The following is a 22,179-nucleotide window of genomic DNA, read 5'->3' as shown; positions in this document are numbered from 1 at the left end:
CCAGAGTAGAGAATCTGCCGAATCTGCACAACCTATTTTTGACCTGCGGTTATGTAACTCACCGTTGTCGATTCGGATGCATTTCAGATATCGAGTGTTGCCGCACGCAGTTCGCCGCGAATGACAGCTAGTACGTCTTCCCCGAAGTTGTCGAGTTTCTTCGGCCCGATTCCAGGGATCGAAACCAGTCCACGATTGTCTTGTGGTCGTTGTTCGGCAATAGCCATCAATGTGTTGTCACTGAAGACGACATAGGCCGGAACTTTGAGTTCTCTGGACTTGTCCAGACGCCAGGCCTTGAGGTGCTCGAGCAATTCCAGGTCGACATTGGACGGGCATTTTTCGCAGCGCCCGAGCATGGTCGCCGACGTCCCGATCAACGGTTTGCCGCAGACGCGGCAGCGCGGACGCTTCTTGTTTCCCGACGACGGCGCGGCGACGCGCGAGGCCGGCGAGTCCTCGGGGATTAGTCCGTTGAGAAATCTCGACCGGCGACGGGACTTGCGTCCACCCTCATTGCGGGCCAATGCCCACGACAGCTGCAGATGCTCGCGAGCGCGAGTAACCCCCACGTAGAGAAGCCGACGCTCCTCCTCCACCGCGACGTCGTCGGCGCCCGAATTGGCGTCGCCGAGAACGTGTTGGATAGGCAGGGTGCCGTCGTTGAGGCCGACCAGGAACACCGCATCCCATTCGAGTCCCTTGGCCGCGTGGAGGGAGGCCAGCGTCACACCTTGCACGGTCGGTGGGTGCCGCGCCTCGGCTCGGGCCGTGAGCTCCTGTAGAAGCCCGGTGAGCGTCAGTTCAGGTTCGTGGACAAGTTGTTCTTCGGTGAGCGCCACGAGAGCCGAGAGCGACGCCCAGCGCTCGCGTGCCTGAGTACCCGAAGGCTCTTCGTTGGTCAGGCCGAGCGGCGCGAGCACAGCGCGGACGAGTGAGACCAGCGCTTCGCCGTTGTCTGCACCTTCGGGGAGGTCGTCGCGTCCAGCTGCCTGACGCAGCGCTGCCACCGCCTGACGTACCTCGGTGCGAGTGAAGAAGCCCTCTCCACCGCGCACCTGGAACGGAATGCCCAGCTTCGTCAGGGCCTGCTCGTGCGCCTCCGACTGAGCATTGATCCGGTACAGAACAGCGATCTCGGCCGCAGGGGTGCCTGCCGCGATCAGCCGTTTGATCGCCCGCGCAACGCCGAGTGCTTCGGCCGGCTCGTCGTCGAACTCCATGAACTCCGGCTCAGGCCCCGGCGCGCGTTGCCCGATCAGCTGCAGACGCGTCCCGGCGATCCGCCCGCGCGCGGCACCGATCACGCGGTTCGCCAACGACACGACCTCAGGGGTGGAGCGGTAATCCCGTTCGAGCCGAACGACGGTCGCTTCGGGGAATTTCCGGGAGAAGTCCAACAGATAGTTGGGGGTGGCTCCGGTGAAGGAGTAGATGGTCTGATTCGCATCGCCCACCACGGTCAGATCGTCTCGGTCGCCCAGCCAGGCGTCGAGCACACGCTGCTGCAGTGGGGTGACGTCCTGATACTCGTCCACGACGAAGCAGCGATACCGCTCGCGGAACTCGTCGGCGACTGTCGAATGCTCTTCGAGAGCTGCCGCCGTGTGCAGTAGGAGATCGTCGAAATCAAGCAGCATGCCGTCCTGGCCGCGTGCTTTCAGCTCTTCGTATGCGGCATACACCTGGGCCACCTTGGTGGCATCGACCGGTGCCTCACGGCGAATCTTGGCGATCGCGCGTGGGTAATCCTCCGGCGCGATCAGCGACGCCTTCGACCACTCGATTTCACTGGCGAGGTCGCGGACGCTTTCCGTGCTGGTGGACAATCCCACCCGGGCTGCGGCACTGCTGACAACGGCGAACTTTCGGTCCAGCAGACGCCACGGCGTGTCGCCGACAACCTGCGGCCAGAAGTACTTCAGTTGACGGAGAGCAGCAGCGTGAAAAGTTCGAGCCTGCACCTGCGGCCCACTCCCGCCGACGCCCAGCTCACGGAGACGTCCACGCATTTCCCCGGCCGCACGAGCGGTGAACGTCACGGCAAGCACCTGACCGGCCGACACGTGACCGTCGGCAACCAGATGAGCGATCCGGCGCGTGATGGTGCGGGTTTTGCCTGTTCCAGCGCCCGCGAGGACACATACCGGGCCGCGTGGCGCGAGCACGGCGGCCGATTGTTCTGGATCCAGTCCGGTGTCCGCAGGCATGGGGACCATCATGGCAGGACGTTCCGACACTCCATTCGCCGCGCCCGACGGTATGTGGGCAAGAGAACACGGGCCGATACGGAACAACGCTCTCGGTCGTGGTGTTATATCGGCCGTGACTTCTACCGAAAATGCGCCTGCCCTGACCATCTACTCGACCACGTGGTGCGGCTACTGCCGTCGCCTCAAGACGCAGCTCAACGCGTCGGGGATCGAGTACACCGAGATCGACATCGAGAACGATCCGGCAGCAGCCGATTTCGTCGGCAGCGTCAACGGTGGCAATCACGTCGTTCCGACCGTGAAGTACGGCGACGGCAGCGTTGCGACCAACCCGTCGCTCAACCAGGTCAAGCAGGCTCTGGGTCTGTAGACCTTCTCCGGCTGCTACTTGACCCAGCTCTCGAGCATTCCGCGAGCGATGGAGATCGACCCGGGCAGCAGCAGTGGCGCGTCCGCTTCCGAACCCCAGTCGCCGAGTTCGAGAGCGGCGCGCACCTCGTCCTTCGTGAACCAGGTGCCCTCGGCGATCTCGCCGTCCGCGAACAGCAGCGGAGCGGCGGGGTCGCCGATTGCGGCGAAGCCCAACATCACCGAGCGAGGGAACGGCCAAGGCTGGCTCCCGAGGTATCGAACGCTGTGCACGTCGATACCGACTTCTTCCTTGATCTCGCGGACAACACACGTTTCGAGTGACTCCCCGGCCTCGACGAATCCCGCGAGAATCGAGAAACGGCGCTGCGGCCAGGTCGGCTGACGCGCGAGTAGAACTCGATCGCCGCCGTCGTGCACCAGGCAGATGACCGCCGGATCCGTTCGGGGAAACTCCTCGTGGCCGGTGGACGTGGAAATGCGTGACCAGCCGGACATCGTGGGTTCACTCGGTGCGCCGTCGATAGCGCTGAATCCGGCACTGTCGTGCCAGTTGAGAATCGCGACGGCACCGGTCAACAAACCGGCGTCCGCGTCGTCGAGTGTTCCGCCGAGCATCCGCAATTCAGACAAAGTGCCCGCCAGCAGCGACACCCGCACCGCCCAGACGTGGCGATTCTCCCGAATTCCCAAGAAGACCGCGCCGCGCACCGGTTCGGGCCCCAACTCGGTTGCCTCGGCGAAGACCAATTGACCTTCCGGCGACACCTTGACCTGACCCCGTGAATTCACACGGAGGAGCAGTGCGTCCGCCCAACCCGTCGTCAGTGCAGCGGCGTCCGACCGCAATTCCTCGGCGCGGCCGACGCTCGAGCGTGAGAGCAGAGGTGTTTCGGTCAGCTGGAAGTCGTTCACGCTCACGACATTACTGCGCGCACGAAGCTCGGTAACACTCAGTTCGTGACGCGGCGAATGTAGAGCAGTCGATCGTTCTCCTCGACGGCGTCCACCTCGGGCGAACCGACGCGAACCAGACGGCCGTCGCGAACGACCCCGAGCACGATGTCGGAGAGATGACGCGGAGAGCCGCCGACCTCGTCGCGCTCGACGGCACGCTCGGCAATCGCGAATCCGGCCTCCGGAGTCAGCAGGTCTTCGATCATCTCCACGACGGTCGGCGTCGTGGTCGCGATGCCGAGGAGTCGACCCGCCGTCTCCGAGGACACGACGACGGAGTCTGCGCCGGACTGACGCAGAAGATGCGCGTTGTCGGCTTCACGGATGGCTGCGGCGATCTTGGCTTTCGGCGCGATTTCGCGGGCTGTCAGCGTCACGAGCACTGCGGTGTCGTCACGGTTGGTTGCCACGATGATCGACGACGCATTCTGCGCACCTGCCAACCGAAGTACGTCCGATTTCGTCGCCGAACCGAATACCGTCACCAGGCCTTTGCTCGCCGCCGAATCGAGGACGGTCTGATCGGTGTCCACGACCACGATCTCCGACGCCGGTACACCGTCACCGAGCATTGCTTCGATTGCCGTCCGCCCCTTGGTCCCGTATCCGACGACGACGGTGTGATTACGCACGTGCTGCCTCCAACGCTGAATTTTGAACGCCTGACGCGAACTCTCGGTCAGAGCTGAAAGTGTGGTTCCGACCAACACGATCAAGAAGAAGATCCGAAGTGGCGTGATCAACAGGACGTTGACCAGGCGCGCCGACGGCGTGAACGGAGTGATATCGCCGTAGCCGGTGGTCGAGAGCGAAACCGTCGCATAGTAAATGCAGTCGAGCAGCGACAGCTCGTTGTCCTGTGCGTCCCGGTATCCCGCGCGATCGATGTACACGATCAACACGGCGGCGCCGAGAGCACCCAACGCGATGAGAACTCGCTTGTAGATGGCCCGCGCCGGACTTGTCTGTAGCTGGGGAATGCGCAGCACCCCGACAAGGGCGAAGTCAGGCTGATCGGTCAATGCTTCCGACCTGGTCAAACGCGCCCGGAGCTTACCGGCCATACATCGACTCTCTCACTCGAACTTACGAAATACCTACACGGACATCGGCAGGCAGCGTAACCCTCGAAGATCGACTTCGGAACTCGGGCGCCGAATAGCGCGCGGGTCGTGGCGCCGGTAGTGGCAAGAAGGTCCACCGTGAGGCAGGCTGGGCAAATGCCTTTCACCGGTTCGACGTCCACTCCCAGCCAAGCGGCCGCTCTTCGTTTGTCGGCCCTCCTTCTCGGCGCCGGCACCATGCATTTCGTGGCGCCTTCCTTCTTCGACAGCACCGTTCCCCGCCAGCTTCCCGGACAGGCCCGCACCTACACCCAGGTGTCCGGCGTCGCGGAACTGGCGATCGGCGCTGCCTTGGCCGTGCCGAAGACCCGCAAGCTCGGCGCGGGCCTTGCCGCCGCGCTCTTTGTTGCCGTGTTCCCCGCCAACATCCAGATGGCGATCGACTGGTGCCGAAGCCCGAAGACGTCCACACCGCAGAAGATCGGTTCGATCGCACGTCTTCCCCTGCAGGTTCCGCTGGTGACCGAAGCACTCAAGGCTCGTCGAAACGCAAGCTAATCTTGCGCGCCTGCCGTTCGGATGAGGCGAGCGAGAGCCTCACCGTCCGGCAGGTTCTCGGGTGCGATGGTGCGACCCGATCGAACGTAGTGAAACGCCGCCCGCACCTTGTCGGCCGGAAACTGTTCGTTGCGCCCCGCCGAACGGGCTCTGGCGGACATCAATTCGGCCCAGGCCACCCGATACGCGGCCAACTGCATCACAACAGCGTCCTCGTTGGCGGCCGACGGTTCGGCACCGGTCTTCCAGTCGATCACCGTCCATCCGCCGTCGGGATCGGCGAACACAGCGTCGATCCGACCGCGGAGAACCGTTCCGGCAATGGATGTTTCGAAAGGAACTTCCACTTCGATCGGGCTGCGATTGGCCCACGGGGACCGCAGGAACGCATCCTGAAGTTTCACCAGATCGGTCTCGGGACCCGCGCCGGTATCCGCGGCGCCGGGTAGTTCGTCGAGATCCAACAGTCGGGTCGCACCGAACCTTCGCTCGATCCAGGCGTGAAAAGCCGTGCCGCGCCGAGCGAGCGGGTTCGGTGGGTACGGCAGTGGTCTACGCAGCCGTGCCGCGAGTTCATCCGGATCTGCCTTGAGGTCGACGAGCTGAGTCACCGAAAGCTGCGCCGGGAGAATCACTTCGGCACGCGCGTTTGCCCGGGCTTCGCGCTCGGCCAGGAGAACGTCGACGTCCGAGGCCCAGTTCTCCGGATCGTCCTCCGGTTCTTCCGTCTCTTCGCTGTCTTGCGGCAGCGATGCAAGTGCGGACAGGACGCTTGCGGCTCCGGCCTCGACCGCGCCGCGCCGCGCACCCAGCGGATCCGGCGGCCACTGCGCCGTACGGGGCGTGGCGGCCAACGGGTTCTCGGTGTCAGGTTCCGGTGCAGGCGCCCACTCCTCCACGACGCCGATCGCACCGCGCGAGTCTTCTTCACCGGCATCGTTTTCGGCCGTGACCATCTGATGCAGCTCGTCCAGGAACGCCGAAGGCCCCTTCGGTTCCGAACCGGATTCCGCCCAGTGATGCGCCGAGATGAACAGCGCCCGTTCGGTTCTGGTCAGCGCGACGTAGAACAACCGCCGGTCCTCGTCCAGTCGACGGTTGGACAATGCCTTCTTGTGCGCCGTGATCGCGTTCTCGAGGTCCTTGCGGTTGTAGAGCTCCTCGAGGTCGAGCACCGGAACTCCGTCGGCCGAATCCGCGTCGACCGCCCGGTCACCACGCAACGACGGTGGCAGTTCGGCGAGCGCCCCGAGCCACGATCCGGACGCGGTGGACGAGGGGAACACCCCGTCGCTGACATGCGGGATCGCCACTACTTCCCATTCGAGCCCCTTCGCCGAGTGCACGGTCAAGATCTGCACGCGATCCGGCGCCACCTCCACTTCGCCCGGAGTGAGGCCCTTTTCGATCTGTTCGGCGGCCGCGAAGAATGCGAGCATCCCGGGCAGATTGGCTGTTGGACGCGTCGCGTAATTGGCGACGACGTCGGCAAATGCGTCGAGATGCTCGCGGCCCGCGGTCCCGACGACACCGACTCGGGTTCGCGCGCCTGCCTCGATTCCGATACCGAGCACCCGCTCGACCTCCGCCACCAGTTCGGTGAGCGGCTGGCCGATACGTTCGCGCAACGACGCCAACTCTGCCGCTATCGCGTTGATGCGTGTGTACCCGAGAGCTGAATAACGTTCTGCCGGGCCTGGATCGGAGATCGAATCGACCAATCCTGCTTGCTCGGCGTTCTCCCCCGGCAGCGCGTCCTGAACTGCCGAGGTGAGCGCCTCGGCGTCGGTGACCGCACCCGCTGTTCCGTATCCGGCGGAGATGGCAAGTTCGCGGGAGCGTTGCGAGAGTGCGGCGAGGTCCTTCGCGCCGATCTGCCATCTCGCTCCGGTGAGCAGCCGAACGGCGGCGCTGCCCGCCAGCGGATCGGCGACCACTCGGAGCATGGCGATCACGTCCGCCACCTCGGGTGTGTGCAGGAGCCCACCGAGTCCGACCACTTCGACCGGCAGACCTTTGGACCGCAAAGCCTCGGCCAGCGGGGCAGCATCGGCGTTGCGGCGGATCAACACCGCTGCTGTGGGCGTCGGGCGGTCTTCGGCACGTGCCGCCTCGTATTCTTCGGCGATCTTCTCCGCAACCCACTGACGTTCCTGTTCGACGTCTCCCAGCAGCGCCAGTCGAACGTCTCCGGCGACGGCTCCCGGCCGCGCACGAAGTGTGCTGACGGCCACACCGCGTCGGCGCAACGGTGCCGACGACAGGTTTGCCAATTCGAGAGCCTCCGGCGGGTTACGCCAACTGGTGAGCAGTTCGAGCGTCGGAGCCGGCTTTCCGTTGGCAAGCGGGAAGTCGGTTGCAAACCGTGGCAGGTTGGCCGCCGACGCGCCTCGCCAACCGTAGATCGACTGCATCGGATCGCCGACGGCTGTCAGCGCCAACCGGCCGTCGGCTCCCCCGCCGAACAACGAGGACAACAACACTCGCTGAGCGTGACCGGTGTCCTGGTACTCGTCGAGAAGAACTACCCGAAAGCGCTCACGCTCGGTTTGCCCGACCTCGGGATGTTCGGAGGCGACACGGGCCGACAGCGACATCTGGCTGCCGAAATCCAATGCGCCTTCACGCCGCAGCGTCTCACCCAGCCGGGCAACGAGGGGCAGTAGCTCGATGCGTTTGTGTTGCACATCAAGGTAATTCAACAGCTCCTTGCTCGGCCCACCCCGCTGTTTCGGACCGGCGGGCAGAGTGTGAATCAGCTTGTCCAACTCGGTGTGAGCCTCGAGCAACTGCTCGGGGTCGACCAGGTGCTCCGCCAACTGACCGGCAAGGGCCAGAACGGTTTCGGTGATGGACCCCGGATTCTTGTCGGTGTCCAGATCACTGTCCCAGCCGCTCACGACGCGGTGCGCAACCTGCCACAGTTCGGTCTCGGACAACAGCGTCGCCGAGGGTTCGATCGGCAACAGCAGTCCGTGCTCGGACAGCAACCGTCCCGCGTAAGCATGGTAGGTACTGACTTCGGGTTCCCCGGCCAGAATCCGGGAACGCACTCCGCCGGTCGGGTCGAGTGCCCGCAAAACGTCCGAACCCGCCAGTCGCGCCAAGCGCTTGCGGATTCGCGACGTGAGCTGTTGTGCCGCTTTGCGCGTGAAGGTCAATCCGAGAACGGCCTCGGGATCGACGAAGCCGTTGGCCACCAGCCACACGACGCGAGCAGCCATCGTCTCGGTCTTACCGGCACCGGCACCGGCGACGACCAATGTCGGACCGAGCGGTGCGGCGATGACTGCCGCCTGTTCCGGCGTCGGCGGGTGTTGACCGAGCGCGACCGCCAGGTCGACAGGATCGATCTTCGGTCGGCGTGCCTTCTGCGTCGCGGCAGCCACTTAGTTACTCACCTGTCGTCCCTCGTCGTGTGCCGGGCAACTCGAGCGCACCGGGCAATGTCTACATCCGTCGTTGACCCTGGCCAGATACTGCGGCCCTTGGGTCGCTGCCGCTGCGTTGTGGATGACGTCTCGCCACATCTCGACGGCTTCGGCCGTCAGCGGCGGCTGAACTCGCTGCGCCGCACCGTCTTTCTTGTTGGACTTGGCCACGAATACCAGGCGTGCACCGCCGGGTTGTGTGGCCGGTTCGCCGGCAATCGCACCTTCGGCCGCTGCGACCTGGTACGCCGCCAACTGCGCGTGAGATTGCGCGGCCTCGTTGCTGACAGGGTTTCGCGCAGTCTTGACGTCGACAACCACCGGACGGCCTTCGGTGTCGCGCTCGAGCCGGTCGATCCGGCCACGAAGCTTGACCGCAGGCGCTCCCTCCTCACGTGGTTCGAGGACCCCCTCGACCGCGACCTCGACGCCGACTTCGGTCAGTTCACCGCGAGTTGCGTTCATCCAGGCGGTGAACGTCGCCAGCATCTCCCGAGTTCGATTGAGTTCGCGGCGCGAGTACCACTGCGATCCCAGATCGATGGATTCCCAGGCATTTTCGAGTGCCTTCTCGACCTGATCCGGTGGAATCCGGCCGGCCAATGCCTGCACCAAGGTATGGACCAGCGTACCGGCGATCGCATGAGTGTTGTCTCCGTCGCTGCCGCCATGACGCTCGAACACCCATCGGAGAGGGCATGTTTCGAGAAGCTCGATGGTGGACGGCGATAGTGAAACCGGTCCGTCCTCGGGCTGCCACATGGGAGCAGCGGTACTCGGCTCGGCTGTGCCGTACCACTGATCCGGGTGCGCGCCGCGTACCCCGGCAGCAGCCAGACGTGCCAACTGGCGAGCGGCCCGGGAATGCTTCTCGGGGTCGAAATGCGCGATGTCGGGATCACACACGACGCTGCGAAGCTGTGCGACCAGTGCAGGCAGCGACAGAACCCGGGTATCCCCGGTCTCGGGTGCAACGACGTCGAGATCGGAGGACGGATCGTCCGAGTACGCGTCACCACGGATCAATTCGTCCACGAACCGCGAAGGCACCAAGTCGGTGTCCCCCGAAGCCGATTCGACTGCGGTGATCAGCAGACGGCGACGAGCACGGCTACAGGCAACCAGGAACAACCTGCGTTCTTCGGCCAGAAGCGGTGCGGTTCGCGAGAGTCGTTCGGCAGCCGAGTCACTGCCGTCGGAGACTCCGTTGACCAGGTCGATCAGCGCTTCGGTACGCAGTAGCGATCCGCGTGCCCGCAAACTCGGCCAGAGCCCCTCCTGCACACCCGCCACCGCCACGACCGCCCATTCGCGACCCGCCGCGGCGTGAGCGCTGACCACGGTGACGGCGTCGGGAGTGATGACCGATCGGCTCCGCGAGTCGGTCGGTATCTCCTGGCTGGTCAAGTAGTCGACGAAACCGGCGAGTTGAGAACGCGGCAACCGGTCGACGTAGTTGGCGGCCGCGTCGAAAAGTGCGACGACTGCGTCGAGGTCTCGATCGGCCTGTGAGCCGATAGGTCCGCCGCGCGCCGACGCAGCCGCCCAGCGTCGTTCCAGCCCCGTCGCCTGCCATGCTGCCCACAGAACTTCTTCGACCCCGAGACCTCGCTCGAGAGGCACTCGGGCCTTGCGAAGGACCGACAGCACGCGATTGAGTGCCGCAGCTTCGACGTCTGTCAACTTGCCCATGAGGCGCTTGGACTGCGCACGATCCTCGTCGATCAGAATGAGCCGCAACAACTCCGAGGAGTCCCGATCACTTCCCGATGCCAACTCGACCCGGCGCAGGCCACGACGCAACCGGCGCAGGGTGACCGGCTCGGCGCCGCCGATGGGACCGGCCATCAGGGCAAGCGCGTCGTCGCCGGTGAACTGATCGCCGCCGAGCGCCCGAAGGACCAGCAGCAGGCCGGACACTCCGTGTTGCCTGGCCAGCGGCAATTCGGTGGCAGCGGTCGTGACGGGTACCCCGGCCGCGAGCAGGGCTCGCCGGAGAGGGGCGAGAGTGCGCGGGACCGACCGAACGATGACGGCCATGTCGGACCAAGCAATCCCGTCCAGCAGATGCGCCCGGCGCAAGGTATCTGCGACGACTGCCGCTTCTTTGGCCGTCGTACCGAGAACCCGCACCGACGCCCGCCCCGGGTCCTCATCGGCGAGATCGGATGGAACCGCGATGCGATGAGCGAGGTTGCCGGGCAGCCGCGCAGCGATCTTCGCCGCGATCGACGCGACGTCGGCGTTGTTGCGAAACGTGGTGGGCAGGACGATCTGGCGCTCGTCTCCGCGCTCGGCGAGTCCGAGTAGGAACGCCGAATCCGCACCGCGGAACCCGAAGACCGACTGATCGGGATCACCGGCGATGACCGTGCCCGCAGTTGCGGTTCCGATCAGCCGAACCAGTTGCGCCGCCTGCGGATCCAGATGTTGTGCGTCGTCGACGAGTAGGTGCCGGATCCGAGCGCGCTCGGAGCGAAGCAATTCGGGATCGGTGGCGAACGCGGTCAATGCCGCACCGATCAACTCGGCCGCGTCGAGCGCCGGCGCCGTCGCCTCCGGAGCCTCGACACCGACACTGCCGCGCAGCAGCACGCCTTGCTCGTAGGCCTCGGCGAACCGCCCGGCCGCCACCCACTCCGGACGTCCACGCTTCTTGCCGAGCTTGACCAGATCTTCGGGGCCGAGTCCGCGCTCGTTCGCTCGCAACATCAGATCTCGAAGTTCGACGGCAAAGCCGTTCAAACCCAATGCGGGTCGCAGGCGCTCCGGCCACCGGAGCGCACCGTCTTCGATGTCGCCGCGCAACATCTCTCGGAGCACCGAGTCCTGCTCGGCGCCGGTGATCAGGCGTGGCGGCGCGTTGCCGTGCGCTGCGGCTTGAAGCCGGAGTACGGCAAAGGCGTACGAGTGAACGGTGCGGACCAACGGCTCACGAGTTGCCTGCGGTCCGCGTTCTTGTTCGTACCCGAGCAACCCGGCCGTGATCTGCTCGCGGACCTGCGTCGCTGCCCGGCGCGACTGGGTGAGCACCAGGACCGATTCAGGATCTTCGCCACCGGAGATCTTCTGCACTGCCAGATCCACCAGAAGGGACGTCTTGCCGGTTCCGGGGCTGCCGAGTACCTGCCAGGGACTCCAGGCGGCCCCCGAGCCGAATGAAACAGGGCCGAACGCGAGTTGGAAAGGATCCTCGGACGGCGGCGCGAACAGCCGGGCCGTCCCTTCGTCCCACGTTCGGGGTATCGGAGACGGCGCAGTTCGGTGCACCAACCGCGCCCGCGGAATGGTGACCTTGCTGCGTGTTGCCGTCTCACTCACCCAGGCATTCCACCAGAGCGCACCGACAACTCACACATCGCCTGCATCCGGCATGATTGACCTCGTGTCTGCACTCCATACGTATCTCTACGGACCCGTCGGGGCACCGGAGATCCTTTCGCTGCACGGTCTGACCGGTCACGGCCGACGTTGGCAGTCGATGGCCGAGAACCAACTGCCCGAAGCGCGCTGGATCTCGCCGGATCTACGCGGTCACGGGCGTTCCACCTGGGCTCCTCCGTGGAACATCGAATCCCACGTGGCGAGCCTGCTGGAGACGCTCGACGAACATGCCACCGGACCGGTGGTGATCGTCGCGCATTCTTTCGGCGGAATGCTGGCGCTGCACCTCGCGGCCACCGCACCGGAACGCATTCGTGGGCTCGTCCTGCTCGACCCGGCGATCGGGTTGGATCCGACTTTCATGCAGGAAGTGGCCGAACTCACAATCGGCTCACCGGATTACACCGATGCGGCAGAGGCCTACTCCGAGAAGATTCACGGCTCGTGGGGTGAGGTTCCCACACAGGACCTCGACGTCGAGATGGCGGAACACCTGATCGAACTGGACAACGGACGCGTCAACTGGCGCCTGTCCACGCCCGCGATCGTGACCGGGTGGGGCGAACTCGCTCGCCCGATCGTGCTGCCTCCGTCGTCGATGCCCACCGTGCTGGTTCAGGCGATGAAGGTCCAACCGCCGTACGTCACCGACGAGTTCCGGGCAGCGCTCACCGAGCACCTCGGTGAAAATCTGACCGGTGTCGAATTCGACTGTGACCACATGGTCCCGCACGTGCGGGCCGACGAAGTCGCCGCCCTCGTTCGCAGCATGCTCTGAAGGAACCGACATGGCAGCCACCACCGAAGAGCAGATCGAAGAGGTACGGCGCCTCATCGCGTCGATTCCGGCCGGTTTCGTGGCGACGTACGGCGATATCGCTGATGCTGCAGGACTTTCCAGTGCTCGCACGGTCGGTTGGATCATGCGAACGGACTCTGCCGACCTGCCGTGGCATCGGGTTCTCGGCGCCTCCGGCAAACCGTCGGCGCACCTGGCTCATCGTCAGATCGCCAAGCTCGAACTCGAAGGCGTGCCGATCAAGGACGGTCGGATCGACCTGAAGAAAGCTCGGTATCACTTCTGATTCACGTGTCACCGGTCGTCGTGACGCGGGCGATGGGGCAGCATGGAGGTATGACCGTCACGCCGCCGACCGCCGCCCTCATTCTGGCGGGTGGTCGCGGGACCCGAATGGGTGGTGTCGACAAACCCGGCCTGCTCGTTCACGGCCGCAGGCTCCTCGACATCGCGCTTTCAGCGACGGCGCATCTGGACGCCGTCGTCGTGGTCGGTCCACATCGCCCTGAACTTGATCCTGGCATCACTCAAACTCAGGAAACTCCGGCCGGAGCCGGCCCTGTCGAGGCGATCTGGGCCGGATTGTCTGCGACCCGGTTACCCGACGACGCCGTGGTGGTGGTCCTGGCGTCCGATCTGCCGCACATCGAGGCCGTATCAGTCGACGCTTTGATAGCTGCCACGTCGACGGACAGTCCGCTGACGTGTGCCGTGGACGAGAACAACCGAACCCAATTCCTGCTCTCCGCGTGGACATTTCGCGAGCTCCGGCAACGCCTGTCCACATTGCGGGAGAGTTCGGGGTTGGAGAATCAACCTATGAAAGCGATTGTCACCGAACCGTTCTCGACGCTGCGTGTCACTGGCACCACTGACTGCGACACACCGGCGGACATCGACCGCGCGCGAAACCATCCGCGCCTGACGATCGAGCAAGCCCGCGCCGCCGTCAGGAACTCACTGACAGCATTGTCACCACACCGGGCCGCCCTCGCCGACAGTCTCGGAGCAACGCTCGCGCAGCCTCTCGTCGCCCTGGGTGATCTGCCTCGATCCGATGTCTCGGCGATGGACGGGTACGCCGTCTCCGGCGAGGGTCCCTGGCGAATCCGCACCGAGATCCGTATCGCGGGCGCCGACGGGCAACTCGAACTCGGTGAAGGCGAAGCGATTCGCATTGCCACGGGAGCACACCTGCCCCTCGGCGCCACCTCGGTGATTCGTGACGAGTATCTGTCCGTCGACGAGCCATCTCGGATGGTACGGAGACTGCCGGATGCGCCGCACCGCAACGACGCTCGACCACGAGGGGAAGATTGGACCACCGGATTCACGATCGCCCCGACTGGTACCGCGGTGACTCCGGCGGTGGTCTCCGCAGCTGCCAGCGGTGAAGTGTTCGACGCCCTCGTCCGTGGTCCGGTACGGGCACGCGTGACAGTCACCGGCGACGAGATCCGGCGGACCGGTCCACTGCGTGAAGGTCAGACCCGCGACTCCGTCGGTGGGATTCTCCCCTACCTACTGGAAAGCAACGGCGTACGGTGCGTGGCGGATTCGCACCTGAGGGACACGGCCGACAGTTTCGAGCGTGTACTGGCGGATGCGACTGAACAGGACCTGCTTGTTGTCATTGGTGCCACGGGCGGCGGCGCTGCCGACGAAATGCGCAGTGCGCTCGATCGACTCGGCGCTCGCACGATTGTCGGGCGAGTCGCCTCGCGCCCGGGCGGATCTCAAATAACGGCTGTCCTGCCCAGTGGTCGGGTGGTTCTCGGCCTCCCCGGCAACCCGTACGCCGCAGTGACCACCCTGTTGACGATGCTGCCCACCGTCGTGGCCGCCTTGACGGGAAGCGACACACCACCGCGACTGCTCGGCATCATCGAGAACGCCGCTGCGGTGACTTCCGATGCGGTACGCCTACTGCCGGTCACACAATCCGCCGACGGTCGCTGGCGCGCCGAACCGTCTGTACGTACCGCACACCTGGCGGGGTTGATCGGGCGCTCCGCGTTTGCACTCGTTCCGCCACACGCGGAAGACGATGCCGTCGCCGAAGTGGTTGTCCTCCCACGCTGATCGGGTCAGTCGTTTGGGCGCCTACGCCGGTTGACCCCGACCACGCCGACCACTATCGCAAGCACCAGCGAATACACGCCCCACAGCACCAAGAACGGCAGCAGCCACCCGGCATCAACGGTCTGACCGCGCGGTCCGACGCAATACAGCGTGAAATTGGTGGACGTACCGTCGCCGTCGGAAAAGGTATCCGAGACGACCATCGCGCTCGATGTGGGAGCTTCACAGAAAATCGGCGCCAAATGAGCGACCTGTCCTGGCCAGATCACCGAAGACAGTAGTGCAGCAAAGATTCCCACGACCACGATCACCACTACGGAGATCAGCAACGGAGCGATACGGCGGCTCACAGCGGGTGCACCAGGAAGGGAGTTCCGTCAGGCTCGAAGACCACCAGCGCCCGCGAGCGTGGAGATTCCACCATCACGGATGCGCGAATCGCCTCGGTGCGAGTGACCGAGATCCCGGTGACTTCGCCGTCGTCGACACCGCTGTTCTCCAGCGCGTCGTCGACCAACTTCTCGAGGTTCGTCAATGCCGGCACTTGATCCAGCGTGAACGATCGTGCATCGAGATCGTCGGTGACACTGACTTGCACGGGGCTCGGCTCGCCGAGAATGACTCCGTCGAAAGAGAATCTGTCGAGCTGGGTCGGCTTCCCGGGGTCACGAACGGTGACCCCGAGCGTCTCGATCGGGCTGATGTCGATGCTGGTCACCGATATCGCGTCGACGCCGTATCTATGTGCGAGGCTGTCGAACCCGCCTCGCACCAACTCCGACGTCATCCCACCGCCACGTTCGCGCATCTGGTTGTCGAAATCCATCCGATCGACGGCACCGATGCATCCGCTCAGACCCGTGGCCGTCAAGGCGATGGCTACCGTCCACAGCGCCGGACGCACCCTCGAGGACGCCGATTTCATGAGCGGAGCGTACCGCGAGTGTCCGGTTCCATCTCGGTGACCTGCGCGTCGGACGAATTCCTGTCGGCGACTCGTGGGATCATCGCGCCATGAATCGTGTCGACGAAGGATTCGAACCGCCGGACGCATTGGTCGAGTGGTGCCGCTCCCGCACCTTTCCACTGCACGTCCTCGACGACGAAGCGACCGTCGACCTGGATTGGTGGAACGCGCACCTGAAGGACGCCGGCCACACCATCAGCCTGCGCGGGCGTGATCTCGACGGCAAAGTGATCACCGAAGGTCGAGCCATCGTTCAACGCAACGACCTTCGCCCGTCGAGCGATCTCGTTGTCGCCCAGCACGACGGCCTCGGACTACTGTTTCTCTGCGCGGCCTGGCAGGGCTCGCACGAGAGCCGACGGTTCACACGGCGGTTCCCCAACGTCTTCAATCCCCATCACCGCGAGGACGAGGATCCGCTGACCCAGATCACAGCCATTCTCGATCACTGCTCGAAAAACAAGTCGATGCCCGTCGTCCGGCGCGACACCTGGTCCGGGTGGCCACTCACCCCCGGTGTCGGGGTATCGCTGATGGCCGCTTTCATGTGGGCAGTGGGCGTACAGGACGAAGGCCGACGCGCTCAGATGATCGACCAGTACGGAGTCTCGACGCTCATCCACGAGGGCTGGCTCGAGGATCCTTCCGTCACCGGCTTCACGACGCGTCGCTACCGCCGGTACTGCGAACTTCTCGACAGCTGGGCCTATGCCGCCGGCACCCAACCCGAGATCGTCGAGATGTGGTTGGTGAAAAGGTGGAGTGCGCGGTTGGCCCAAGCACGCAACGACGTGAGCGCCCCCACCCTGTTCTAACTCTCAGAACGGCTGCATCTCAGAACGGCTGCATCTCAGAACGGCCAGGCAGGGAGAGTCGGCAGCCCCACCCTCGTCGGCCTCCCGACCAACCAGGCCAAGGTCTCCGCGTCGGACAGTGACGGCACTCGTACACCCGGGACCGCCGTCTCGAGTGCGCCCAACTGACTGGCGAGAGTGAATTCCACGAACTCGGCAGGCCAGTCGTGGCAGGTGTAACCGATGTCGAGGTCCATCAGGTGAATCTCGATCTCGTTCCAGCGCAGGATCGGTAGATCGAATGCCGTCACAGGTTTGCGCCACGGCACCGGTGTGTCCAGTCGATCTGTCGGGATCTCGCACAACGCGTCGACCAGCCTCGTTCCCGAGAAGCGGTAGTCGAGGGCCAACAATTCAGCCGGGCGATCTGCGCCCTCTTCGATTGCAGCATTGCGCGCATCCGGCCCCCCTGGATACATCTCCCCCGATTCGCCGCCCTGCACGCCGGCAACAAATCTGCCCAGCGCGTCGGCGTTGCGCGACATGTGCGTCACGACGTGTCCCCGACTCCACCCGGGGAGCCCGGAGGGCTCCCGCGCCTGCTCTTCGGTCAGTGCACCGATGAGAGCCTGTGCCTTGACGTCGGATTCACGAACTGCTGCGACCAGGTCGGCATACGTCGGCGTTACGGAGTGAGACGTCATGCAGCGATACTAGTTCCCTTCGCGCACTCTCATACCGATTCACGACAAGGTCCACCACTCCCGGATCGACGCCGAGCGGTTCGGTCACACCATCGGCTCCTGCAGCGTGCAACCTTTCGTGGAACAGCCCGTGCGCGAGGAGGTACGAGGCGACAAAAACTCGCTTCGCGCCGCGAACGCGTTCTGCTGCAACAACATCGGCTACCTTCGGCTCCCCGGTCGCGATGTACCCGATGTCGACACGAGTCCCCGCCGCTTCGGCAAGCATCAGCGCAGCACGCTCGACGTCTCGCAGCGCCCGCGCATCGGACGACCCGGCGGCAGCAAGCACTGTCGCGTCACCCGGATTCCACCCCGCTTCGGTCAAGCGCCGAAGCAGCACGCGTGCAAGCGCCGGATCGGGTCCGAGTGCGGGCGTCACACTCACAGCCGAGTGCTCACTGATCGCCACTTCGCGTCGAACATCGGTGTGAACGTGGTAGCCGGACGCCAGGAACGCCGGTACGAGAATCGCTCGCCCCGGAGTGTCCCGGAGGACTTCCGAAGGTGACGGACCGAGCACATCGACAAAGGCAACGCGCGTGCGTCCGACGCGCGTGCCGACGGCGTCGGCCAGTGCGGCAACCATTTCCACGCCACGTGCACTACGCGTGCCATGAGCTACCAGGACGAGGACATCGTCATCGCGTTGCATAGTCACCTGGATTCTGTACGTAGTCGCCGGGGTCGAGGGCAAGTCGATAGCCCCGCTTGACCACCGTCTGAACGGCTTTGGGCGCGCCGAGGCACGCGCGCAATCGGGCGACGGCGGTCTCGACGGCATGGGTGTCGCCGCCGCCGCCGGGAAGAGAAGCCAGCAGTTCGTCGCGGGAGACGACTCGACCGGGGCTGGCACCGAGAGTGCGGATCAACGACATCGCAGCCGGCGGCAATTGCTTCACTTCACCGTCCACGACTACGCAACCGCCGCGAATGCTGATTTCGTGTTCGCCGGCTTGAATCTTGTTGGCTCGCTGCGGGAGTTCGTCGACGATGTGTCTCGCGAGCGCGCCCAGACGTGCCCGCGCCGGGGCTGTGGTCGGTACATTCAACGCTTCGAGCGGCGCCGAGGTGACCGGGCCGACGCACATGGCCGCCACCGGACCCCGCATCGCGTCGAGAATGTCTCCGAGATCCCCGGTCTTGTCGGCGCGCATCAACATCGAGGCTACGGCCGGTGCACTGGTGAAACTGACGGCGTCGATTCCGGCTGACGCTATGGCGTCGATCATCCGGTCGAGCAGCGTCGGATCCTCCGGCGGTTCCCATCGATAGACGGGCACCGCGATGACCTCGGCGCCGGCCTCGCGCAACACCTGACAGAAGTCGGGAATCGGCTCCCACTCGGTGGTCGCACCATGCAGTTGTACAGCGATCCGCTTTCCCGAGACACCTTCTGCCAGAAGATGTTCGAGCACCTCGGCGGAAGACTCGGATGCCGGTGACCATTCCTCACGAAGGTCGGCCGCGCGGATTGCTCCCTTGGCCTTCGGTCCTCGCGCGAGCAGACGAGCCGAGCCCAACGCGGATCCGAGATTTTCCGCCTCACCCCACCCGTCGGCTGCTTCCAGCCAACCCCGGAATCCGATCCCGGTGGTGGCGACAACCACCTCGGGAGGATCCGAGATGATCTGCTGTGTCACCCTTTCGAGCTCACGGTCGTCGGCCAACGGAATGATTCGAATCGCCGGAGCGTGAACGACATCCGCTCCCCGACGAGTCAGCAAGGTCGCGAACTCCTCGGCGCGGCGCGAAGCAGTGATACCTACCGTGAATCCAGCCAACGGCATGTCGTCACTCACGAGACTGCATCGGCGACAGTCGAGCGAACACCCTGCATCTGCAAGCTGTGTACCTGAACGACTCCAGCCCACACGCGAACGCCGTACACCGGCAGCGCAACCGACGAGTCGTCCAGCGCCCGGCCGTCGACCAGCGAGAACGCCTGCTTGAGCAGTGGCGAGACCACGATCGGCTCACCGTCCCGGTCGCCGACGAGTCCGCGAGACATCACCGCGGCGCGGCCGTACGGATCGAAGTTGCTGACAGCCCGGAGTGTGCCGTCCTCGAGTAGGAACAGCGCCACCTGCTCGCCGCCGCGAAGAAGCACGGCAACTCCGCGTCCAGGGATCAGATGGCTCAGCGGGCAGGCCGACGTCCATTCGAGTCGATCCGAATCCAGCTTGGCGATCTGCGCATCGATGACACTCATCGAAGTCCTCCTGTCGATCCGGCGACAACGTCGCGCGGGTTCTTGTCTACGTTTCTACGGATCCCGTGTTTCCCACGGGTTACGCGACTATTACCGGCGCGTGGGGATGCTCGGCATGCCCATCAGGACCGGAACCTTGCGCACTCCGGTCTCGTCGAACACAACCGTCGGGTCGGCTTCTTCCGGTGCGTTGACGAACGAGACGAACCTCGACAATTTCTCCGGATCACCCAGCACACCGGCCCATTCGTCCTGGTAACCCTCGACGTGCTTGGCCATCAGTGCCTCGAGTTCCTCGCCGATACCCAGGCTGTCTTCACAAATCACGGCCTTGAGGTGATCGAGTCCGCCTTCGAGTGATTCGACCCACGGCGCCGTGCGCTGGAGGCGATCGGCAGTACGGATGTAGAACATGAGGTAGCGGTCGATGTACTTGACCAAGGTCGCGTCGTCGAGGCCTCCGGCAAGCAACTGAGCGTGTTTGGGCGACTGTCCGCCGTTACCGCCCACATACAGATTCCAACCGTTCTCCGTCGCGATGACGCCGACGTCCTTGCCTCGCGCCTCGGCACATTCACGGGCGCAACCCGAGACGCCGAACTTGATCTTGTGCGGCGAACGCAGACCGCGGTAGCGATTCTCGAGGTCGACGGCCATACCCACCGAATCCTGGACACCGTAGCGGCACCAACTCGAACCGACGCAACTCTTGACCGTCCGGAGGGACTTGCCGTACGCCTGACCCGATTCCATCCCGGCGTCGACGAGGCGCTTCCAGATCGCGGGCAACTGTTCGACGCGGGCACCGAACAAGTCGATGCGCTGACCGCCGGTCACCTTCGTGTACAAGCCGAAGTCTCGCGCCACTTCTCCGATGACGATGAGTTGCTCACCCGTGACCTCGCCGCCAGGCATCCGAGGTACCACGGAGTACGTACCGTTCTTCTGGATGTTCGCGAGGAAGTGATCGTTGGTGTCCTGCAACGACGCCTGCTGGCGGTGCAGGATGTGATCGGAGTCCGTCGATGCCAGAATCGAAGCGACTACGGGCTTGCAGATGTCGCAACCGGCGCCCTTGCCGTACTTGGCGATCAGCGCCGAGAAGGTTCTGGTCTGCGTCGACTGGACGATCTGGAACAACTCGGCCCGCGACTGCGCGAAATGTTCGCACAGTGCCTTCGACATCACGACGCCGGAATCGGCCAGCAGCTGCTTCACGGTGGGAAGGCAACCGCCACAAGTGGTTCCGGCGCTGGTGCACGCCTTCACCGAAGCGATGTCGCATGCGCCGGCTGCGATTGCACCGCAGATGGCTCCCTTCGTCACGGCGTTGCACGAGCACACCTCGGCGTCGTCGGGCAGCGAGCCTGCACCCGGCTTCTCCCCCGCAGGCGAGATCAATGTCGCCGGGTCACCGGGTAGTTCGCGACCGACCAGCGGGCGCAGCGACGCGTAGGCCGATGCGTCACCGACAAGAATGCCGCCGAGCAGGATCTTCGCGTCGTCGGAGACCACGAGCTTTGCGTACGTCCCCTTGGACGCGTCGCTGAGGACGACTTCGAGGGCGCCCGGTGAGGTCGCCATCGCGTCACCGAAACTGGCGACGTCGACGCCCATGAGCTTGAGCTTGGTGGACATGTCCGCGCCCGGGAAATCCGCGGCGCCGCCGAGCAGACGATCGGCCACGATCTCGGCCGTCGTGTAACCGGGAGCGACCAGACCGTAGCAACGGCCTTCCACCGCAGCACATTCGCCGACGGCATAGATGTTCTCGTCCGACGTCACGCAGCCGAGGTCGGTCAGAATGCCACCGCGCTCCCCCACTGCGATGCCGGCGTCGCGGGCCAGCTGATCACGCGGACGTACTCCGGCGGAGAAGACGAGCAGCGACGCGTCGATGGTGGAGCCGTCGGAGAGTTCGACCACGATTCCATTGTCGGCCTGCGAAATTCCCGCCGTCCCGACACCGGTGTGGACAGTGAGCCCGAGTTCGGTGACGAGGCGAGCGAGTAGTGCGCCACCACCCTCGTCGACCTGCATCGGCATCAATCGCGCATTGTGTTCGACGACGTGTGCCGTCATTCCCATGAGCGAGAGAGCATTTGCGGCCTCGAGTCCAAGCAAACCTCCGCCCACCACGACGCCGACAGCGCCAGGACCAGCCTTCTCGGCGGCGGCCCGGATACCGTCGAGGTCGTCGAGGGTGCGGTAGACAAAACATCCGTCGCCCTCGTGCCCCGGCACGGGTGGCACGAACGGATACGAACCGGTCGCCATCACCAGAGCGTCGTAGGAGATCGTCTCGCCGGTTGTCGTCGTGACCGTGCGTGCATCTTTGTCGATCGAGAGCGCGCCTTCCCCCACACGGAGGTCGACCAGGCTGTCGCCGTCGTAATCGTTGCCGGCCAGTGCCAATTCCTTGGGGTCCCACGCTCCGACGTACGAGGACAGCCCGACTCGGTCGTACGCTGCGTACTGCTCGTCGCAGAGTACGGTCACCGACCAGTTGTTCGCTTCGTCGCGCGAACGCAGTGCCTCGACGAATCGGTGTCCGACCATTCCGTGTCCGATGACAACAACCGACTTGCTCATGACGCCTACTTCCT

Annotated in this window: 18 protein-coding genes; 6 read left to right on the top strand and 12 right to left on the bottom strand. The window is 64.7% G+C overall.

What is annotated here, in order from left to right; genetic code table 11:
• Positions 1-83: 83 nt before the first annotated feature.
• The gene (locus M1L53_RS17990; protein ID WP_003942300.1) at positions 84-2,222 is read right to left on the bottom strand and encodes an ATP-dependent DNA helicase UvrD2; all 2,139 of its coding nucleotides are present in this window, start codon (positions 2,220-2,222) and stop codon (positions 84-86) included.
• A gap of 103 nt (positions 2,223-2,325) precedes the next feature.
• Between M1L53_RS17990 and M1L53_RS17985 the strand changes: the two genes are divergently transcribed.
• Entirely contained in the window at positions 2,326-2,583 is a 258-nt protein-coding gene (locus M1L53_RS17985; RefSeq protein ID WP_003942350.1) for a mycoredoxin, read from the top strand.
• Positions 2,584-2,597: 14 nt separating this feature from the next.
• Here the strand turns inward: M1L53_RS17985 and nudC are convergent, their stop codons facing one another.
• Together nudC and M1L53_RS17975 are read right to left on the bottom strand one after the other, a co-directional pair.
• On the bottom strand, positions 2,598-3,497 hold the full coding sequence (gene nudC / locus M1L53_RS17980; protein ID WP_007731249.1) for an NAD(+) diphosphatase: 900 nt from the start codon (positions 3,495-3,497) through the stop codon (positions 2,598-2,600).
• A gap of 38 nt (positions 3,498-3,535) precedes the next feature.
• Positions 3,536-4,603, bottom strand: coding sequence for a TrkA family potassium uptake protein (locus M1L53_RS17975; RefSeq protein ID WP_003942296.1), 1,068 nt, complete (start codon positions 4,601-4,603; stop codon positions 3,536-3,538).
• Between the two features lie 156 nt (positions 4,604-4,759).
• Between M1L53_RS17975 and M1L53_RS17970 the strand changes: the two genes are divergently transcribed.
• Positions 4,760-5,161: a hypothetical protein gene (locus M1L53_RS17970; protein WP_003942341.1), complete on the top strand. Its 402-nt coding sequence runs from the start codon at positions 4,760-4,762 to the stop codon at positions 5,159-5,161.
• On the opposite strand, the gene M1L53_RS17965 is transcribed toward M1L53_RS17970, so the two are convergent.
• The gene (locus M1L53_RS17965; RefSeq protein ID WP_054187619.1) at positions 5,158-8,550 is read right to left on the bottom strand and encodes an ATP-dependent DNA helicase; all 3,393 of its coding nucleotides are present in this window, start codon (positions 8,548-8,550) and stop codon (positions 5,158-5,160) included. The genes M1L53_RS17970 and M1L53_RS17965 overlap by 4 nt on opposite strands.
• A complete protein-coding gene (locus M1L53_RS17960) occupies positions 8,551-11,913 on the bottom strand; it encodes an ATP-dependent DNA helicase (RefSeq protein ID WP_054187620.1) in 3,363 nt (1,120 codons plus the stop codon).
• 52 nt (positions 11,914-11,965) lie between these two features.
• Here M1L53_RS17960 and M1L53_RS17955 point away from each other — a divergent pair, with 52 nt between their 5' ends.
• The 3 genes from M1L53_RS17955 to M1L53_RS17945 are packed head-to-tail and all read left to right on the top strand — an operon-like array spanning position 11,966 to position 14,857.
• Positions 11,966-12,754, top strand: a complete 789-nt coding sequence (locus M1L53_RS17955; protein ID WP_054187621.1) for an alpha/beta hydrolase — start codon at positions 11,966-11,968, stop codon at positions 12,752-12,754.
• Positions 12,755-12,764: 10 nt separating this feature from the next.
• On the top strand, positions 12,765-13,061 hold the full coding sequence (locus tag M1L53_RS17950; RefSeq protein WP_003942322.1) for an MGMT family protein: 297 nt from the start codon (positions 12,765-12,767) through the stop codon (positions 13,059-13,061).
• Positions 13,062-13,111: 50 nt separating this feature from the next.
• Positions 13,112-14,857 carry an NTP transferase domain-containing protein gene (locus M1L53_RS17945; protein ID WP_054187641.1) on the top strand — a complete coding sequence of 582 codons (1,746 nt, stop codon included), beginning with the start codon at positions 13,112-13,114 and terminating at the stop codon, positions 14,855-14,857.
• Positions 14,858-14,862: 5 nt separating this feature from the next.
• Here the strand turns inward: M1L53_RS17945 and M1L53_RS17940 are convergent, their stop codons facing one another.
• Entirely contained in the window at positions 14,863-15,207 is a 345-nt protein-coding gene (locus M1L53_RS17940) for a hypothetical protein (RefSeq protein WP_007731243.1), read from the bottom strand.
• The gene (locus M1L53_RS17935) at positions 15,204-15,782 is read right to left on the bottom strand and encodes a hypothetical protein (RefSeq protein WP_054187622.1); all 579 of its coding nucleotides are present in this window, start codon (positions 15,780-15,782) and stop codon (positions 15,204-15,206) included. The genes M1L53_RS17940 and M1L53_RS17935 overlap by 4 nt, the downstream gene beginning before the upstream one ends.
• An 89-nt stretch (positions 15,783-15,871) precedes the next feature.
• Between M1L53_RS17935 and M1L53_RS17930 the strand changes: the two genes are divergently transcribed.
• Positions 15,872-16,639: a hypothetical protein gene (locus M1L53_RS17930; RefSeq protein WP_003942311.1), complete on the top strand. Its 768-nt coding sequence runs from the start codon at positions 15,872-15,874 to the stop codon at positions 16,637-16,639.
• Positions 16,640-16,674: 35 nt separating this feature from the next.
• Here M1L53_RS17930 and M1L53_RS17925 read toward each other — a convergent pair whose 3' ends face one another.
• The 5 genes from M1L53_RS17925 to nirB form a co-directional block, all read right to left on the bottom strand.
• Positions 16,675-17,322: a maleylpyruvate isomerase family mycothiol-dependent enzyme gene (locus tag M1L53_RS17925; RefSeq protein ID WP_007731241.1), complete on the bottom strand. Its 648-nt coding sequence runs from the start codon at positions 17,320-17,322 to the stop codon at positions 16,675-16,677.
• Positions 17,267-18,016 carry a sirohydrochlorin chelatase gene (locus M1L53_RS17920; protein WP_054187623.1) on the bottom strand — a complete coding sequence of 250 codons (750 nt, stop codon included), beginning with the start codon at positions 18,014-18,016 and terminating at the stop codon, positions 17,267-17,269. Before M1L53_RS17920 ends, M1L53_RS17925 begins: the two co-directional genes overlap by 56 nt.
• Positions 18,003-19,163, bottom strand: a complete 1,161-nt coding sequence (locus M1L53_RS17915; protein WP_003942336.1) for a uroporphyrinogen-III synthase — start codon at positions 19,161-19,163, stop codon at positions 18,003-18,005. Before M1L53_RS17915 ends, M1L53_RS17920 begins: the two co-directional genes overlap by 14 nt.
• On the bottom strand, positions 19,160-19,573 hold the full coding sequence (nirD, locus tag M1L53_RS17910) for a nitrite reductase small subunit NirD (RefSeq protein ID WP_003942316.1): 414 nt from the start codon (positions 19,571-19,573) through the stop codon (positions 19,160-19,162). Before nirD ends, M1L53_RS17915 begins: the two co-directional genes overlap by 4 nt.
• A 90-nt stretch (positions 19,574-19,663) precedes the next feature.
• Positions 19,664-22,165: a nitrite reductase large subunit NirB gene (nirB, locus tag M1L53_RS17905; RefSeq protein WP_050654902.1), complete on the bottom strand. Its 2,502-nt coding sequence runs from the start codon at positions 22,163-22,165 to the stop codon at positions 19,664-19,666.
• Positions 22,166-22,179: the final 14 nt, after the last annotated feature.

Origin of the sequence: Rhodococcus sp. T9N (genome assembly GCF_024436645.1) — a bacterium.
Taxonomy (GTDB): domain Bacteria; phylum Actinomycetota; class Actinomycetes; order Mycobacteriales; family Mycobacteriaceae; genus Rhodococcus_F; species Rhodococcus_F qingshengii.
The sequence above is the reverse complement of the archived record's forward strand: the minus strand, read 5'-3'. Positions and strand labels throughout refer to the sequence as shown.